The 17527-nt window shown below is 63.2% G+C and carries 14 protein-coding genes; 6 read left to right on the forward strand and 8 right to left on the reverse strand.

What is annotated here, in order from left to right; genetic code table 11:
* Positions 1 to 3 precede the first annotated feature (3 nt).
* The 6 genes from ALTAJ2_RS06620 to ALTAJ2_RS06645 all read right to left on the reverse strand — a co-directional run bounded on the left by ALTAJ2_RS06620 (position 4) and on the right by ALTAJ2_RS06645 (position 5946).
* A complete protein-coding gene (locus ALTAJ2_RS06620) occupies positions 4 to 519 on the reverse strand; it encodes a GNAT family N-acetyltransferase (RefSeq protein WP_007108457.1) in 516 nt (171 codons plus the stop codon).
* Complete coding sequence (locus ALTAJ2_RS06625) at positions 488 to 1711, reverse strand: phosphoglycerate kinase (protein ID WP_007108458.1); 1224 nt, start codon at positions 1709 to 1711, stop codon at positions 488 to 490. The genes ALTAJ2_RS06620 and ALTAJ2_RS06625 overlap by 32 nt, the downstream gene beginning before the upstream one ends.
* 101 nt (positions 1712 to 1812) lie before the next feature.
* Positions 1813 to 2421, reverse strand: coding sequence for a CBS domain-containing protein (locus ALTAJ2_RS06630; protein WP_007108459.1), 609 nt, complete (start codon positions 2419 to 2421; stop codon positions 1813 to 1815).
* Positions 2422 to 2506: 85 nt separating this feature from the next.
* Positions 2507 to 3277: a GTP cyclohydrolase III gene (locus ALTAJ2_RS06635; protein ID WP_007108460.1), complete on the reverse strand. Its 771-nt coding sequence runs from the start codon at positions 3275 to 3277 to the stop codon at positions 2507 to 2509.
* A gap of 66 nt (positions 3278 to 3343) precedes the next feature.
* A complete protein-coding gene (locus tag ALTAJ2_RS06640) occupies positions 3344 to 3670 on the reverse strand; it encodes a DUF5785 family protein (RefSeq protein ID WP_006186749.1) in 327 nt (108 codons plus the stop codon).
* A gap of 32 nt (positions 3671 to 3702) precedes the next feature.
* Positions 3703 to 5946, reverse strand: a complete 2244-nt coding sequence (locus tag ALTAJ2_RS06645; protein ID WP_007108461.1) for a PAS domain S-box protein — start codon at positions 5944 to 5946, stop codon at positions 3703 to 3705.
* A gap of 590 nt (positions 5947 to 6536) precedes the next feature.
* Here ALTAJ2_RS06645 and ALTAJ2_RS19620 point away from each other — a divergent pair.
* Positions 6537 to 6701: a hypothetical protein gene (locus ALTAJ2_RS19620; RefSeq protein WP_168713801.1), complete on the forward strand. Its 165-nt coding sequence runs from the start codon at positions 6537 to 6539 to the stop codon at positions 6699 to 6701.
* 246 nt (positions 6702 to 6947) lie between these two features.
* Positions 6948 to 7502, forward strand: coding sequence for a hypothetical protein (locus ALTAJ2_RS06650; RefSeq protein ID WP_049899932.1), 555 nt, complete (start codon positions 6948 to 6950; stop codon positions 7500 to 7502).
* A 43-nt stretch (positions 7503 to 7545) separates the two neighbouring features.
* On the opposite strand, the gene ALTAJ2_RS06655 is transcribed toward ALTAJ2_RS06650, so the two are convergent.
* Complete coding sequence (locus ALTAJ2_RS06655) at positions 7546 to 11775, reverse strand: Eco57I restriction-modification methylase domain-containing protein (protein ID WP_007108464.1); 4230 nt, start codon at positions 11773 to 11775, stop codon at positions 7546 to 7548.
* Positions 11776 to 11909: 134 nt separating this feature from the next.
* The gene (gene mct / locus ALTAJ2_RS06660) at positions 11910 to 13082 is read right to left on the reverse strand and encodes a succinyl-CoA:mesaconate CoA-transferase (RefSeq protein ID WP_049899936.1); all 1173 of its coding nucleotides are present in this window, start codon (positions 13080 to 13082) and stop codon (positions 11910 to 11912) included.
* A 165-nt stretch (positions 13083 to 13247) separates the two neighbouring features.
* On the opposite strand from mct, the gene glmS reads away from it, so the two are divergent.
* The 4 genes from glmS to mch are packed head-to-tail and all read left to right on the forward strand — an operon-like array spanning position 13248 to position 17483.
* On the forward strand, positions 13248 to 13703 hold the full coding sequence (gene glmS, locus ALTAJ2_RS06665; RefSeq protein ID WP_006186758.1) for a methylaspartate mutase subunit S: 456 nt from the start codon (positions 13248 to 13250) through the stop codon (positions 13701 to 13703).
* Positions 13704 to 13711: 8 nt separating this feature from the next.
* Entirely contained in the window at positions 13712 to 15145 is a 1434-nt protein-coding gene (locus ALTAJ2_RS06670; protein ID WP_007108466.1) for a methylaspartate mutase subunit E, read from the forward strand.
* A complete protein-coding gene (locus tag ALTAJ2_RS06675; RefSeq protein ID WP_007108467.1) occupies positions 15146 to 16423 on the forward strand; it encodes a methylaspartate ammonia-lyase in 1278 nt (425 codons plus the stop codon).
* The gene (gene mch / locus ALTAJ2_RS06680; protein ID WP_007108468.1) at positions 16416 to 17483 is read left to right on the forward strand and encodes a 2-methylfumaryl-CoA hydratase; all 1068 of its coding nucleotides are present in this window, start codon (positions 16416 to 16418) and stop codon (positions 17481 to 17483) included. Before ALTAJ2_RS06675 ends, mch begins: the two co-directional genes overlap by 8 nt.
* Positions 17484 to 17527 lie beyond the last annotated feature (44 nt).

The following is a 17527-nucleotide window of genomic DNA, read 5'->3' on the forward strand; positions in this document are numbered from 1 at the left end:
TGGTTAGCCGTCCTCCTTTGAATGTGTATCGTTTTGCTCCCGACTTTCGAGCGACCGCCCCATCGTCACCCGGACCTCGTCGTACCCCGTGCGGCGGTAAAACCGCCGGGCGGACTCGTTATCGGCCATCACCTCGAGCAGCATCGTGTCGACGCCGCGGTCGGCCAGCGACGCCTCGGCGGCCTCGAGCAGCGCCGTGCCGATGCCGCGATTCCGATAGGCGGGTTCGACGTAGATGTTCGACAGCATGCCTCGGGTCTCGTCGAGTTCGAGGGAGCCGCGTTCGACCGAGACCGTGGCGAACCCGACGATCGAGCCCTCGAGACGGGCGACGAACAGGCCGTCGCTGACCTGATAGGCACCGAGCGTCTCCCGCATGGTCTCGCGATTCGCGTCGGCGCGGATCGCTGACCCGTACTGGCGCTGATCGCGGGCGAGGCGGACCCAGCAGTCCGTGAGGGGTTCGATGTCGTCGCGAGTCGCGCGTTCAATCGTCGGCTGCGGGTCGTTGGGGGGCATTCTCGAGTGCCGTCACGGCGGGAAGCGATTCGGCGGTGAGCATCCGCAACGCGGCGCCGCCGCCGGTACTGACGTGGGAAAAGCCCTCGACGCCGAGCGTTCGCAGGGCGGCGGCCGTATCGCCGCCGCCGACGATGCTCGTCGGGATGTCGGTAGCAGCGCCGTAGAGTTCCCGGGTCCCCGTCTGGAAGCGCTCGTCCTCGAAGACGCCGGCGGGGCCGTTGAGGATGACGGTCTCCGCGTCCGCGAGTATCCGCCGGTAGTAGTCCAGCGTCGAGTCGCCGATGTCCATCGCGGCCTCGCCGTCGCCGGGAGGCAAGGCGTTGACGCCGAGTTCGTGGCGGTCGTCGTCCCGGGCGACGGCGACGTCCCGCGGGAGTGCGATCCGGTCGCCGTACGCGTCGAGCAGGTCGGCGGCGCGGTCGATCTCGTCCCAGTACCCCTGGTCGTAGATGAAATCGGAACTGGCGTCGCCGAGATCGACGCCGTCGGCGATGAGGAAGACGTTGCCGACGACGCCCGCGGTGAGGACGTGGTCGGCCAGCCCCTTCTCGAGGACGGACCAGGCGACGTCGATCGAGTCGGAGACCTTTGCGCCGCCGAGGACGTAGACTCGGGGGGCGTCGGTCTCCTCGATCGAGCCCAGCACGTCGAGTTCGGATTCCATCACGCGGCCGGCGTAGCTGGGGAGAACGGACGGGAGCCCGACGAGGGAGGGCTGTGAGCGGTGCGCCGCGGCGAAGGCGTCGTTGACGTAGGCGTCTAGAACGGGTTCGAGGCCCTCGACGAGGTGGGTCCGGGCGGCTCGTTCGGGGTCGAACTCCATGTACTCCTCGCTGTAGAAGCGAGTGTTCTCGAGGACGACGCAGCCGCCGTTCGAGAGGTCCCTGACGGCCTCGCGGGCGGCCTCGGAGAAGGTCGCATCGACGTAGTCGACGGGCTGGTCGAGCAGTGTCGAGAGGCGGTCGGCGTGGGAGGCAAGCGAGACGAAGTCGTCGCCGCCGGGCCGACCTTGATGGGCGAGGACGGCGACCTGACCGCCGCGTTCGAGCAGTTCCGACAGGGTATCGACGTGTGCGCGCAGTCGGGCATCGTCCGCGAGCGTGTCATCGTCGTCGATCGGACTATTGACGTCGACGCGAACACCGACGGTAGTCCCTTCGACGTCCAGGTCGTCGAGGGTCGCGATCATTATCGACCTGTCCACCGCGACACCCGAAAGGTCTTTCTATCGGAGAGATACGTATCGGGAGCCGCTGATACGACGCCTGCCGGGTCGGGATCGACAGCCGATCACACCGTCCGACAGTCCGTACAGACGAGTTGGCCGTTGGCATCCCAGAGCGCGTCGGCGAGCGAGCCGCAGGCCTCGCAGATGCCCTGCGTGGTGTACTCATCGCCACCGTTGGGGAGCAGTTGGGTGTCGTCCTCCTCGGTCGTCCGGGTCGCTGCGGGGTCGGCGGCCCCGCGGTCGCGATCGACCGGCGGCTCGTTCGAGCGGGAGGGCGTCATCGTCGCCTGGAACGAGCCCGCCGCGGCGATGACGTCCCGTTGAGTGACCAGGCCGACGATGCCGTCGGCGGCTTCGACGACGATGTTGCGGATGTTCTGGCGGGCCATCGTGGTCGCAACGTCGGTGAGCGATCGGTCGGGACCGACCGTGATGACCGGCGTCGTCATCGCGTCGCCGACGGTCGTCGCCGACGGATCGCGGTCGTCGGCGACGAGTCCGAGCACGTCCCACTCGGTCACGATGCCGACCGGCTCCGCGCCCCGGACGACCAGCGCGCAACTCGTCCGTTCCTCGCGCATGAGTCGAACGACCTCGCGGACGGTGTCGGACTCGCTGACGCCGACGTAGTCGGACGTCAGGACATCCCTGACGGACAGTTCCGATTCCATATTTGAACGATGCCCACGAACGGGCTAAAAGCTACCCCCGTCACACTTAAGCAAGCCGCCGGCGAAGTTCCCTAATTCACCGCTCTCAGGCCGTCTCCCACTCGAGTTCGACACGAGTGCCGTCGGCCCGACAGGTCTCGAGGGCGTGTTTCGCCGCGAAGCCGGCCTCGTGGGCGCTCGCCCCGCGACCGACGCCGACCTGCATCTCGACGTCGACGGCGTCCTCGACGTGGGCGGTGGCCTCCTCGTAGTCGGCCGCCTCGAGGTCGGGACAGACGACGATGACGTTGTCGCCGCCGACGAAAAAGGAGAGGCTGTCGTGGGTGTAGCGCATGTGGCGCATGAGTTCGGCGTACCCCTGCTCGATCTCGATGAAGGTGTCGAAGGCGTTGAGTTCGTCCGTGTAGTTGCCGGTCGCGTTGACCACGTCGAAGTGGGCGATCTGGACGTCGTCGTCGGCCCGGTAGCCGTCCTCGATGCCCCGCCCCTCGAGACACTCGCGGCGGGTCTCGTCCTGTGCGCTGCCGGCCTCCTGTAAGCGGGCCGTGGCATCGGACAGCGCCTGCACGGGGCTGGTCCCCGTCGCGACGCCGAGGCTGAGCGTGACGGGATACCGGTTGCCGATCGACTCCTGTAACAGCGCGTGGTCCTCGAGCGAGCAGCCGTTGGTCACCGCGATCATGTTGTCGAAGCGAGTGAAGAAGGCGTACCCGCCGCGGTTACCGACGAACTGCGAGATTTCGGCGAACAGCCGGGACTGCATGGTCTGGAGGTCGGCCTCCCGACGCGGCTCCGGCGTCACGGTCCAGGGTCCGTAGTTGTCGATCTGAACGAGCGTTACCTGCGTGTTAGTCACTGTGGGCGTTCATTTCGAACGGCGTCGTATAAGCGATACGCAATCCAGATTCGTGATGGGGGCCGCTCAGGCGTGTTTCTTCTCGGGGTCGCTGCCCTTCGGGTGGTACGTCCAGAAGTCGCCCGCACGCATCGCAGCGCCGACGGCCTTGTGCATGTCGAGCATCGTCTCGAACTCCGCGGGTTCGACGTACTCGAAGATCTCGCTCATCGGGACGACCGTCTCGTAGTTGATCCGGATCGGGTAGTCGCCGTACTCCGCGACGAACTCGTCGCGGTCCATCGGGAAGTCCTCCTCCTCGTCGACCTTGTCCGCGATGATCCGCATGTCGAACTTGCGCATCCCCTCGCTGCCCTCCTCGCCGTCGGGATCGACCGGCCAGTTGCTGCTCATACCCGGACGTGTGTCGGGGTCCCGCAAAAGGATTACTCCTCGTCGCCGGGCCGGTCGACCAGGTCGACGCCGGTCAGTTCGAACCGCGCCCCGCCGTCGGCTCCCTCGGTGACGGTCACCGTCCAACCGTGGGCGTCGGCGATCCGCTCGACGATCGCGAGTCCGAGGCCGGTCCCGGCCCCATCGCTCGAGTAGCCGCTTTCGAAGATCCTGTCGCGCTCGGCGGCCGGGATGCCGGGGCCGTCGTCGGCGACGAAGAACCCGTCGGCCGCCGCCTCGTCGAGGTCGCCGACGGTGAGCGTGATGGCGGCGCCGTCGGGTTCGGCGTCCCGCCGAGCCCGTGCGTCGGGGTTCGTCGAGCCATGTTCGACGGCGTTGCTGACGAGGTTCTCGAGGAGTTGGGCGAGGCGGGCGCGGTCGGCCCGAACGACGGCGTCCGTTTCGATCGCGACCGCGGCGTCGTCCGTTTCGACGTGTCGCCAGCAGTCCGCAACGAGGGCCGCGAGGTCGACCGGTTCGGTGTCGGGGTCGGGGTCGCGCTCGCGTGCGATCGTCAGGAGGTTCTCGATCAGGACCGCCATCCGATCGTGGGCCCAGGCGATGGCTTCGAGATCGTCGTCGTCGCAGTCGCCGGTCTCGCGGACCCGCTCGAGGTGCCCCTGGGCGACGTTCAGCGGGTTCCGGAGGTCGTGGGAGACGATGCCGGCGAACCGGTCGAGGCGTTCGTTTTGCGCTTTGAGTTCCCGCTCGCGGGCTTTCCGGTCGGCGATGTTGCGCAGGACGCCGACGGTACCGCGGAAGCGGCCGTCCTCGTCCGGCGGCAGGGCCGCGACGTGATTCTCGTTGGGGTGGCGCTCGCCGTCTTTCGTGATCGTCTCCATTTCGAACGACGCGTGCTCGCGGTCGGCATCGTGCAACAGCGCCTCGATTTCCGACTCGGCGGTGTCGATATCGTCCTCGTCCATGATGACCGAGACGTGCTCGCCGACCAGTTCCTCGGGTCGGTGCCCCGTCGTCGACACGTCGTCATTGATCGGGGGAACGATCTCGGTGATGACGCCCGCAGCGTCCAGCGAGTACACCTCGTCCGGCAGCGTCTCGAGGATCGTCTCGTAGCGCTCGAGTTCGCGTTCGCGGGCCTTGCGCTCGGTGATGTCGCGAACGACGCCGGCGACGCCCCGGTAGCGACCGTCCGCCAGGGGCAACAGCGAGACGTTGTCCTCACAGCGAATCCGCTCGCCGTCGCTCGTTTCGACGGTGATCTCGTAGGTCCGCTGGCGGGCGTCGGTGTCGTCGGAGAGCAGCGATCGGACGCAGTCCTCGCCGCGCTCCACGGAGGGCTCGTCGAGGAGAAACGAGACGTGGCGGCCGACGATATCGTCCTTCTCGTACCCCGTCATCGCGGCGTAGGCGTCGTTGACGAACGCGTACCGTCCCTCCGAATCGACCGTGTAGACCGGATCGCCCAGCGCGTCGATGATCGTCTCGTAGCGCTCGAGGTCGCGCTTGCGTTCCTCGCGGTCGGTCACGTCGCGGACCGTACAGATGAGATCGCCGTTGCCGGTCGTCGACAGCGAGTGGGCCTCGACGAAGGTGGTGCCGTCGGCCCGGAGGCCGGTCGTTTCGCCGAACCAGTCGCCCTCGGCCATCACCGTCGGAATGATCTCCTCGCGGACGGTCTCGACGTCCTCGTCCGGGTAGAGCCGTTCCCAGTGCGTGCCGATCAGGGTCGACGGCTCGTAGCCGTAGAGGTCGGCGTAGGCCTGATTCACGTAGACGAACCGGCCCTCGTCGTCGAGCAGGCTGATGCCCTCCCGTGCGGTTTCGACGGCGCGGAGCTGGCGCTCGCGGCGCGAGCGGGTGCGGATCGCGTCGACGGCCTCGAGGAGACGGTCCCGCAGCGTCGCGGCCCCCTCGCCTTTCGGCACGTAGTCCGTCACCCCGGCACCGATCGCCTCGCTCGCGACGGCCTCCGAGCCCGCCCCGGGACACAGGACGAACGGGAGCGCGTCGTGGGCCGTTCGGACGGCGTCGAACAACGCCAGGCCGTCCATGTCGGGCAGGTCGTACTCCGAGACGAGACAGTCGATATCGGCGTGCTCGAGCCGCTCGAGCGCGTCGCTGGCGCTGGTCGCGCTGAGCGTTTCGATGGGGGCAGCCGCTCGCTCGAGGCAGTCGGCGACCGTGGCCGTCCACGCCGGGTCGGCATCGACGTGGAGGACGCGAATCGGGTCCATCGAGACACTCCCGCGCCGGGGGTCGTCTCGAATGCTCATGGCTCGATTCTCGAGACCACGGGGATATACGTTGGGGCCAACTATGACCCGCGTTCCAGCGCCCGTCGCGCCCGTTCCGTCGATAGTCCCCACATTCGATTACGACCGACCGTCGCGTCGAACGGGGGTCGATCGGGGAGCCGTCGCCGGGTTCGGCGTCTCGAGTCGATCGGCGGGCCGGTCGAAACCGTGTCGCAACCTGGACGACTCGCTCACGGCGACGGGCGTGTGGTCAGGACGGCCGTCGTCCGCAGGGCGGGCCTCGAGCCGCGACACGGCCCGTGACCCGCCGCAAGCAGGGGGTCCTCGAGCGGCGAGAGCGCGGGCGGCGACGGCCGTTTTCGCGCCGCTTGCAGTAGATATAAGTGCCAACGAGTCAACGGATATACTGGAAGCAGTCTCCAGAAGAAAGGGGACGTATCGAAACGTCCCGGGTGGTAACAGCACCCGAGACTCGCTTCCAAATCCCTGGCGGGATTTGCAAGCAATGATTGCGTACATTCTACCGGGATATAAACGTCCCGCACGACCGCGGAATCGCCCGACTGCAGGAGTGTCATCGCCGTCCCCCCGCTCGAGGTGTCCCACCCATGCGTAGCGGCCGCGACGGCGATCCGGACGACGACTCGCCGCCCCCGGAGTGCCCGCGCTGCGGTGCCCCCATCGGATTCCTCACCGTCTCCGGCCCCATGACCGCCTCCGCGAGCCCCTGTGGCTGTACGGTGCCGCCGAAACTCGTCCACCCCGACGATTAGGGGCTCGCTCGAGCCCCGACAGTCACCCGGCCGGGCGGCAGGAGCCTTCGGAACCACCACCACGTCGACATCGTCCGTCGGTCGGCCGGGCTGTAATCGGGGCCTCGAGTGAATATGTTTTGCAGAAACTGTCGTTGAGACGTAGTGACCGTAACAAATTTATATGGGATTGCTAATTATAGGCTATGTCCGACGATAACGACTCAGACGACGGGTCTAGTCAAAGCGAAGACGTTCAGAAGGACGATGATCGAGACGAGTGAACAGTTAGAGGAAATCTCTCAAACGGCGACAACAAGTGGAGCGGAGTCTTCTCTGAAGTACATCCCGCCCTCGGAAGTCGCAGATATTCAGTCGACGCGTAAACTGGCGTACGAATTATATTCCGACGAGGATACTCGCAAGTGGAATATTAATTCCTCAGCCTCGGTGGTCTTGGGAGCGAACGCAGTGTTAGTAGCAATAATTTCTGGGTTGCTCTATACTCATGTTTCAAACGGCGTCATATCACTCATTGTTGCGCCGTTAGTACTCTCGATCGTGTGCGCTATTCTCTCACTGAAGCCGAGGAACTCGAAACGCCCAAAGATGACGGGAGATACGGCTGAAACGCTTGGGCTGACCGAAGACGAGTATGCAGGGGTGATGGCGTATACCTACGCGCATGACTTCTTCTATAACAGAGACATAAACGGACGGAAAATTCGTTGGTTGAAACTATCGTTGGCAGCAACTGCCAGCACGTTCCTCATTGCAGCCATCGCTGCACTCGCACTGATCGAAGGAATCAGTATCCTGTGAGTACTGACGCCAATAAGGGAAATCCAGCGGAGACTACTGAATCTCAGTTCTCAACGGTGTCTTCAACGATCTCGATCTCCTCCTCAGTCAGCCCGTACAGTTCGTAGACGATTTCATCGATCAACTCGTCCGTCTTTTCGATCTTCGCCTCGAGTTCCTCGGCTCGCTCCTTCGTCTCGATGTAGCTCTCGAGGCCGTCCCGAACGTCATCGACGGCGGGCAGGGTGAGCTTTCGAAGCCGATCCACGGGCGAGTTGGTCTTGGTCGCGTTCTCGCGGAAATTCGCGAAGCCGCCGGCCTCGTCGACGGCGACGGGGACGAAGGCCTCGATCAGGTCGGCCTCGGTTTTGGTGAGGTCCGATATTTTGAGAGCCGGCAAAGGATCAGTTTCGGTATATGCTTCTCGACCTTTTTTATCTGGATCAGGTTTATACCTAGCAGTTAGCTGAATTTCAATTTCTGTAGGAGATTCACGAATCACCATAACTTGGCCGATTCGAAGATTAGGATGGTCTTCAGAGGTGTCTGAAATTATGGACGCTACTGCTCCTTCAGGAGGTTGCGCGAAACCAATTTCACTGAGAGTTTGTCCTTCAGAATAAGAGCCGAGATAGTCTGGGAAAGATAGATTGAGCGACCGTTTAGCCTGAGTGAGGAATATTTGTTTTTCAGCTAGTACAGAAAGTGAGTCACGATATATTTCACTTTCACCACCCACAAATGTATTTAAAGTATCTATTGTATCAGAAGTAATAGAATGGCTGAGGTTTGATAACATATTTTCAATCTCTTCCTTTATCTCCTCCTCCTTGCCAGCAGACGTTTCTAATTTATCGACAGGAATTGGCAATTCCTCTAGATACTCCGTTTTATATCGGTAGTAGCCACCACGAACATTTGGACTTACTGACTTGAGACAAAGTTCAATCAGGGTAGAGTTCAGTATTGAAGTGATCGGTTTGATTAATTCACTTTTATTACTAACATCGATTGCATAGACAGTGTTCGGGAATATTGGCGTTTCATCTATATTAATAGCGAATTCATTTTCTTTTGCAATATCTGGGCAAAGAATCAAATCTTCACTCTCCAATTTTTCTGGAGTGTGATAATATCCATATTCTAAATCAATATCGAACTCCGATCCGGATTCTCCGTATATGTCTCCTGAGTTTTCCTCTAAATAGGAGTGTGTTTTGGGATAGTTTTCTATATTAATTAACTCATACTTCTCACTATTTCTCTTATATGGGAATATTATATTTTTGTTCGATAGAGAGATGGAGAACGGATCAATGTCTTCGGCTTTAATAAATGGACGGAGAAGCTCTTCTTCAACATTCTCCACATTGGTCGAATAGTAGACTTTTTCACCGCCAGGACGTGCACCTTCAAAGATATTATTAACGACTGCTTCAAGATCAGGATATTCGTTTATTGAATTCAGAACCGAATACACACCTTCGTCAAATAACCGCCATTCTTTCATTGCTTCGGGCGGGATTCTCGACCAATCATCGTCATGTTCACTCCGAGCTAAAGAAACTGCTTTCTCTGGACTACTATTTTCCATGTAATATGTTTCTTCGTATGATTCTCCTTTTTGTAGGATTGGAATACAAACATAATTCGTTGCATCACGGAATACAGAGCCATCATCAAAATCAATTAGACTATCAACATGGGACTTCTCATGTATGTATTCTTTTAGCTTTTCCCCGTATTGTGATCGGATGAATTTATTCGGTATTATATATCCGAACCATCCACCGTCAGCGTTCAACAGTTCTATACCTTTTTCAGTGAAAACTACATATGCATCATAGTTTCTATAGGGCGTGACATATTCACTTTCATAGTATCCTCTAGTTTGTTCACTTCCCTCCTGAAATGCTAAGTATGGAGGATTCCCAATGACTGCATCAAACCCAGCATCCTCTCGCTTCTCCCCATCATCGTCGAAGAACACCTCGGGATACTCCAACTCCCAGTGGAAAAACGCCTCGTCACCGCTCATCGCCTGTGCGGTCTGGAACCAGCCCTCGGCCTGCACCGCCGCCCACGCCTCGTCGTCGTCGATCGCCCGCGCCATTCGCTCGTACGCCCCCTCCGGCACGTCCAGGTCGAACCGCTCGGCGGTGTGGACGTTCGCCACCTCGAACAACCGCTGGTAGAACGGGTCCGCCCGCACTTCGTCGTAAATCTCCTCCATCGACTTCACGTCCGCGAGCGACTCGTTGTCGATCTCGAGCAACTCCTGCATCCGCTCCATGACGTGTTCCAGGGTGTCCTGGCGAACCCGCGCCAGCGCCTGCTCGAGGGTCAACTGCCCGTCGCTGTCCGCGGTCTCGCTCGAGAGCACGTCGGTCACGTCCGACCCTACCAACGAGTTCCCCGCCTTGAGGTGGTGATCGAGGAACGCAAGGGGCTGGTCGGCCGCCAGCGTCTCGAGCCACATCGACAACTTCGCGAGTTCGACGGCCATCCCGTTCAGATCGACGCCGTAAATACACTCCTTGGCCACGTCCCGGCGTACCCGCTGTTCGTCGAAGGCCGTCGCCCCCTCGATCTCGCGCACCTCCTCCATCACCTGCTGGGCGAGATACTCCGTCGCCCGCGTCAGGAAGTGCCCGCTCCCCATCGCCGGATCGAGGATCTTCAGATCCGTCACCCGCCGATAGAACGCCCCGAGATACTCGTGGGTCCCCGGCTCGAGGCCCTGCTCCTCGAGGTCGGCCGTGATCTCGTCGACCAGCGGCCCCACCGTCTCCTCGACGATGTAGGTCACCACGTAGTCCGGCGTGTAGTACGCCCCCGTGGCCTTCCGCTCGCCCTCGTCGTTGACGACGTACAGCTCGCCTTCGTCGACCGTTTCGACCGCCTCCGCGACGGACACCTCCGTAGCCGGCTTCCAGACCTGCCCGCCGTCCGCCGCCACCGCCGCGTACGCCTCCGGCGCGATCCGGAACTGGTGCTCGAGCAGCCCCTCGTAGACGCTCCCCAGATGCCGCGTATCGAGGTCGGCGTAGTCGGCCAACACGTACCGCCCCTCGTCGTTCTCCGTCGTGGAAATCCGATAGATGACCTCCGCGAGATGGCGGTTGCTGACCTCGTGCTCGGCCAGGAAATCGTGGGTCTCCCGATTGAACAACCCGCCGTTGTACGGCGGAATCCCGAGCGACTCCTCGCCCTCGTCGATCAGGCGAAACAGGTCCTCGAGCCGGCTCCACATCGTCGTCGAGTGCTCGCTGTAGGCGTCGTCGAATCCGGCGTCGACCTCGCCGATCTCCTCGTGAATCTCGAGGCGCAGTTCGTCGAGGCTGAAGTTCTCCTCGTACTCCGCGACCGCGTCCCCACCCTCCGGGTGGATCAGCCCCCGCGACTCGGCGTAGAGGACGAACATCAACCGATAGAGCAACACGAGCGATTGCTCCTTGAGTTCCCCGAGCCCCGTGTCGTCGTCCGGCTCGATCGCTAGGTCGTTCGTCTCGGCGAAGCCACGGCCCAGCACCCGCAGCGCCGTGAAAACGTTGTCCTGGAGGTCTTCGCCGAGTTCCTGCGCGACCGTCTCGCTCTCCGACCAGACCGAATCGAGAAACGTCGTCCCTCCCGACTCGCGGAACGCCGCCGGCCGGAAGAACGTATAGAAGTACTTGAACGCCTCGAGATCCCCGCGCTCGAGCAGTTCCGGCAGGTCGATCTCGTAGTAGGTCTGAGTCTCGTAGTCGTTCGTCCCGTAGAGTCGCCACTTGCGGCCGTTGGTCAACACGCCCCACTGAATCCGCTCGGGCGTCCGCTCGAGGTAGTGTTTGATCTGATGGGAGGCGTTCCGATACGGCCGCTGGTCGCTAAACCGGGTCGTGAAGTCGGCGTCCCACTGCTTGGCCTCGACCAGTCCGACACCCCGCTCGAACAGGTCGGTCGTGTCCTCGGAACTCAGGTAGACCTCCGCCGCGTCACGGCGCGCCTCGGTGTTCTCGAACAGCAACACGTCGATGTAGCCCCCGCCCTCGGGCAGCGTCGTCTCGACGTTCGTCCCGAATCCCAACACCTCGAGCACCTCGTCGATCCAGTTGTCGATCAGGGGATCTTCCTTGTAGCCGTCGACCAGCCCCGACTCGAGGTCGTACAGCGACTGCAGGTCGTCCATGGCCGCCCGTGCGGCGTCGTCGCAGTCCCACTCTTCGCGGTCCTGAATCCGCTCGTCGAGATAGTAGCCGGAGAAGAGATTCGAGTTCGTGTACGGGCGGTCCGAGAGCGTCGCCTGACTCATGCCTGGTTCCTTGAATTGTCACACCAAGAATCCACTGGTAACGGGGGTACTCGAAACCGGCTCCGACAGTGCGGTCGTCGCCGGGACCGCGATCGACAGGCGGTCGCTCCGGGAACCAGTTCCAGCAGCCGGTCTCAGTCGTCGGCCGTCTCCTCCGCCCGCTCGCCCAGCACTTCCGCGCGGTGCTCGTCGAGCAGCGGGGCGCGACCGCGGGGTTCGGGGTCGGTCTCGCTCATCTTGATCGGGGTGCCGGCGATCTCGACGTCCCTGTCGGCACCGGGCTGTTCGACCGGCACGAGCATGTCCCGGGCGTGGACGTGGTCGTCGTCGAAGATCTCTTCCGTGGTCTGGACCGGCGCGGCCGGGACCCGGCCCTCGAGTCGCCCGACGAGTTCGTCGTTGGACAACGCGAGCGCCCAGTCGGCCAGCTCCTCGCGAAGCGCCCCGCGGTGCTCGAGTCGGTCGGCGGTCGTGGGGTACTCCTCGGCGAGGTCCGGGCGGTCCATCACGTCACAGAGTTCGGCCCAGTGGTTGTTGTTGAACGCGGCGATGACGGCGTAGCCGTCGGCGGTCTCGAAGGCGTTGTACGGAAACAGCGTGGGGTGGGAGTTGCCCCGGCGGGTGGGAGCCTCGCCGGTGTAGGACTGCTGGTAGATGGCGCGTTCGGTGAAGCTGAGCATCGAGTCGTACATGGCGGTGTCGACGTACTGCCCCTCGCCGGTCTGCTCGCGGTGGTTCACGGCGGCGAGAACGCCGATACAGTTCAGCGTGGCGGTAAAGAGATCGCCGACGCCGGGGCCGGTCTTGGTCGGCGGGCCGTCGGGCTGGCCGGTGGTTTCCATGACGCCGCCCAGCGCCTGCGCGATGAGGTCGAAGGAGGGCTGACCCTGGCGGTGGGTCTCGCCGGTCCGCGGGTCGCCGAAGCCCCGAATCGAGGAGTAGATGATGTTCTCGTTGTACTCCGTGAGGGTTTCGTAGCCCAGATCGTACTTCTCCATCGTCCCGGCGCGGTAGTTCTCGATGACGATGTCGGCTTCTTCGACGAGCGAGAGGAAGTCCGCGCGGTCCTCGTCGTCGCCCAAGTCCAACTCGATGCTCCTCTTACCGCGGTTGACGCTCTGGAAGTAGCCGCCGTACGCCTCCTCGTCGGGATCGTCGACGAACGGCGGGTTCGACCGGATCATGTCCCCGCCCGGGCGTTCGATCTTGACCACGTCCGCGCCCATATCCGCGAGCAACATCGTGCAGTACGGCCCGGCCAGCACCTGGGTCAGATCCAGCACGCGAAGGTTCGAGAGTGCTCCCATGTGTGTGTATGCCCCCCTTCCCAAACCAGTACCAAAATCCTTACCATCGATTATGTAGTTGTTCTCGTATACCACGAGATGTGTGAGCACCTGACATAGAGACGCTGTTAATATCCTTAAGGAGTATTATCATGGAAGATCATTAGGTTTATACCCGAGTTCCTCATGGTTCTGGATACGATGTCCCAAACGGTCGTCCTCGGCGTTATCGGCTCCGATGCCCACGTCGTTGGCATCACAATCTTAGAGCAAGCCTTCAGTGCAGCCGGCTTCGATGTCGTGAACCTCGGCGTTCAGACCTCTCAGGAGGAGTTCGCGGAGGCCGCCAAAGCCCACGACGCAAGCGCTGTACTCGTCTCCTCGCTCTACGGCCACGCCGAGCAGGACTGCCAGGGATTCCACAGCGTTCTCGAGGACGCGGGCGTCGACGCGGTCAGCTACATCGGCGGCAACCTCGCCGTCGGCCAGGACGACTTCGAGCAAACCCGGCAAACGTTCCGGGAGCTCGGGTTCGACCGCGTCTTCGACTCCGAGACCGACCCCGAGGACGCGATCGCCGCGCTCCGCGAGGATCTCCAGATCTCGCCGACCGAATCGGAGCCGGCCACAATTACCTCCTAGATGGCTAGATGATACGAGACGAACGCATTCCATCCGACGAGCTACGGCGTATCGACGAGGAGATTCGGTCGAACTGGCCGACGGGTGCGGACGTCGACTTCGAGGACGCCATCGAGTACCACGAGTCGCTGCCCGACCACAAGCGATTCGCGGACGTCCTCGAGTCGGCCGACAAGCCCCTGCTCCAACCCCGGGCCGGCGTTCCGCGCCTCGACGACCAGATCGAGCTCCTGCGGTATCTCCACGAGGAGGGCCAGGCTGATCTCCTCCCGACGACGATCGACTCGTACACGCGCGACAACGAGTACGAGAAGGCCCAGCAAGGGCTCGACAAAGCCCTCGAGACGGGCGACGACACGCTGAACGGCTTCCCGGCGGTCAACCACGGCGTCGACGGCTGTCGAGAACTGATCGACGCGATCGACGCGCCGATCGAGGTCCGCCACGGCACGCCCGACGCCCGACTGCTGGCGGCGATCACCTTCGCCGGCGGCTTCCAGAGCTTCGAGGGCGGGCCGATCTCGTACAATATCCCGTACACGAAACGCCACGGGTTAGAGGAGACCATCGAGAAGTGGCAGTTCGTCGACCGGCTGGCGGGGGCCTACACCGAACGCGGCGTGCGGATCAACCGCGAGCCGTTCGGGCCGCTGACGGGGACCTTGGTCCCGCCGTCGATCGCGATCGCGATCATGCTGGTCGAGGGGAAACTCGCTGCGACTCAGGGCGTGCGCTCGATCACGCTCGGCTACGGTCAGGTCGGCAACGTCGTCCAAGACGTGGCCGCCCTGAACGCCCTGAAGAAGTTGGGCAACGAGTACCTCCCCGACGAGGTCGTCGTCACGACCGTCTTCCACGAGTGGATGGGCGGCTTCCCGCCGGACGAGGCCCGCGCCAACGGCGTCATCAGCCTCGGCGGCATGACCGCGGCCATCGCTCAGCCGGACAAGGTCATCACCAAGTCCCCCCAGGAGTTCCAGGGGGTCCCGACCAAGGAGGCCAACTCCGCCGGCCTGCGCACGACGCGGCAGGTCATCGACATGGCCATCGAGCAAAAGATCGACATCGACGGCATCGCGGAGGAACAGGACCTCATCGAACGCGAGACCCGCTGTCTGATGGACACCATCTTCGAGCACGGCGACGGCGACGTCGTCCAGGGGACGCTCAAGGCCTTCGACTCGGGCGCGCTCGACGTGCCCTTTGCACCCAGCGACAGCGCCGCCGGGGCCGTCCTGCCCGCACGGGACGACGACGGTCGCGTCCGCATCTTCGAGTGGGCCGACCTCGAGATGGACGACGACATCAAGGAGATCCACAAGGCTCGACTCTCGCAACGCGCCACGACCGAGGGCCGCGATCAGTCCTTCCGGATGGTCGCGGACGACGTCGACGCGATCAGCGACGGAAAACTCATCGGCCGACCACAGGGTGACGTCTAAATGGAGATTACAGGATTACACGCCACGCCCGGCTACTCCGGGTTCTTCTTCGACGACCAGCGCGCGATCAAGCAGGGAGCAGCACACGACGGCTTCACCTACGAGGGCGAGCCGGTCACCGACGGCTTCGACGAGATTCGACAGGCCGGCGAGACGCTCATCGTCGACGTCGAACTCGCCGACGGCACCGTGGTGCGGGGCGACTGCGCCGCGGTCCAGTACTCCGGTGCCGGCGGCCGCGATCCGCTCTTCCAGGCTGCGGCGTACGCCCCCGTTATCGAGGGTCCCGTCGCCGACGCACTCGAGGGCCGGGACGCCACCGAGTTCCTCGACAACGCCGAACTGCTCGAGGAGATGGCGGTCGACGGGGACCGGCTCCACACGGCGATCCGGTACGGCGTCTCGCAGGCGCTGCTCGCTGCAGCCGCGGACGCCCAGAACACCACACGAACGGACGTGATGGCCGACGCGCTCGACACCGAGCCCGCGACGGAGCCGGTGCCGGTCTTCGGTCAGTCCGGCGACGACCGATACAACAACACGGAAAAGATGTTCGTCAAGGGCGTCCCCGTCTTGCCCCACGCGCTCATCAACAGCGTCGAGAAGATCGGCGAGAACGGCGAGACGCTGCTCGAGTACGTCGAGTGGCTCGTCGAGCGCTCGCAGGAACTCGGACCGGACGGCTACGATCCCCGCTTCCACATCGACGTCTACGGGATGATCGGGGAGATCTTCGGTGCGCCCTACGACCGCGACGAGGTCGTCGACTACTTCGCCGCGCTCGAGGACGCCGCCGACCCCTTCCCGATCCAGATCGAGGGGCCGATGGACGTCGGCGATCGCGCCGACCAGATCGACGCGATGGTCGAGCTCCGCGAGGGGCTCGCCGACGCCGACGTCGGCGTCGACATCGTCGCCGACGAGTGGTGTAACACCTTCGAGGACGTGCAGGCGTTCGTCGACGCGGGCGCGGCCGACCTCGTGCAGGTGAAGACGCCCGATCTGGGCGGGATCCACCGCAGCGGACAGGCGGTCCGCTACTGCGAGGGGACCGACACCCGTGCCTATCTCGGCGGCACCTGTAACGAAACGGAAACCTCCGCGCGAGCCTGTGCCCACGTCGCACTCGCGACGAACGCCGCGCAGGTGCTCGCAAAGCCCGGGATGGGGTTCGACGAGGGGTACATGATCGTCGAAAACGAGATGCGACGGACGATCGCCCGCCGCGAGCGGGACCGACAGCGAACCGAGACCGACGAGGTGACTGCAGATGACTGATTGGACCGATCCCGACACGTTCGCACAGGCACTCGAGGAAGTCGAGACCAAGGAGAAGGGCAACTGCTTCGAGGACTTCGAGGAGGGAGATCTCGTCGAACACGATCCCGGACTCACCCTCACCGAGTGGGGCAACGAGCAGTGGATGAGCCAGACCTTGAACCACGACCCCGCCTACTGGCGGACCGACGCCGCCGACGCCCGCGGGTTCGACGAACCGCCGATCCACCCGGACTATCTCACCGCGGCGACGCTGGGCATCACCGTCGAGGATCTCAGCGAGAAGGGCGGCTACTTCCTCGGACGGACCGACGTGCGGTTTCCCGAAGCGCCGGTCTACGCGGGCACCGAACTCCACGTCGAGAGCGAGGTCGTCAACTGTGCAACCTCGAGTTCCCGACCCGAGTACGGTATCGTCTCATGGCGCACCCGCGGCACGGACGCCGAGACCGGCGACGTGCTCTGCTCCTACGAGCGGACGAATATGATTCCGCGCCGCGAGCCGATGGCCACGGACGGGAGCGGAGCCGCAACCGCCGACGAGGACGGCGATGACGAACCCGACCTCCCCGAGGAGTTCGTCGCCCCCGAAGGCGGCTACTACGAGGACTTCGTCGCGGCCCTCGAGCAAGCCGCCGACGGGAACGCGGCCGTCGCCTACCGGCACGAGCGCGGCCGCACCCAGGACGACGTGACCGTCGCCTCGCTGCCGTTGGCGACGCTGAACACGGCCAAGCAACACCACAACGTCGACGTCATGGCCGACTCGCCGTCGGGGGACATCGTCACCTACGGTGACGTGACCCGCTCGACGGCGCTCGGCCACGCCCGCTCGGACGAACGGACGTGGCGCGAGGTCGGCTTCGACGACGAATCCTTCCACACGTTCGTCGCCGTCGGCGATACCGTCTACGCCTTCACGCGCGTCATCGCGGCCGAGGACGACGCCTCGAGCGATGCCGCCGGCACCGTCACATTCGAACACATCGCGTTCAATCAGGACGACGACCCGGTTTACTCGGGGACGCGAACCGCCGAGGTTCGAAAGCGCTCGAACTGAGACGACGACCATCAGAGACGACCGCAGACACACACCGAGACAAA

This window comes from Natrinema altunense, from assembly GCF_000731985.1.
GTDB classification, from domain to species: Archaea; Halobacteriota; Halobacteria; order Halobacteriales; family Natrialbaceae; genus Natrinema; species Natrinema altunense.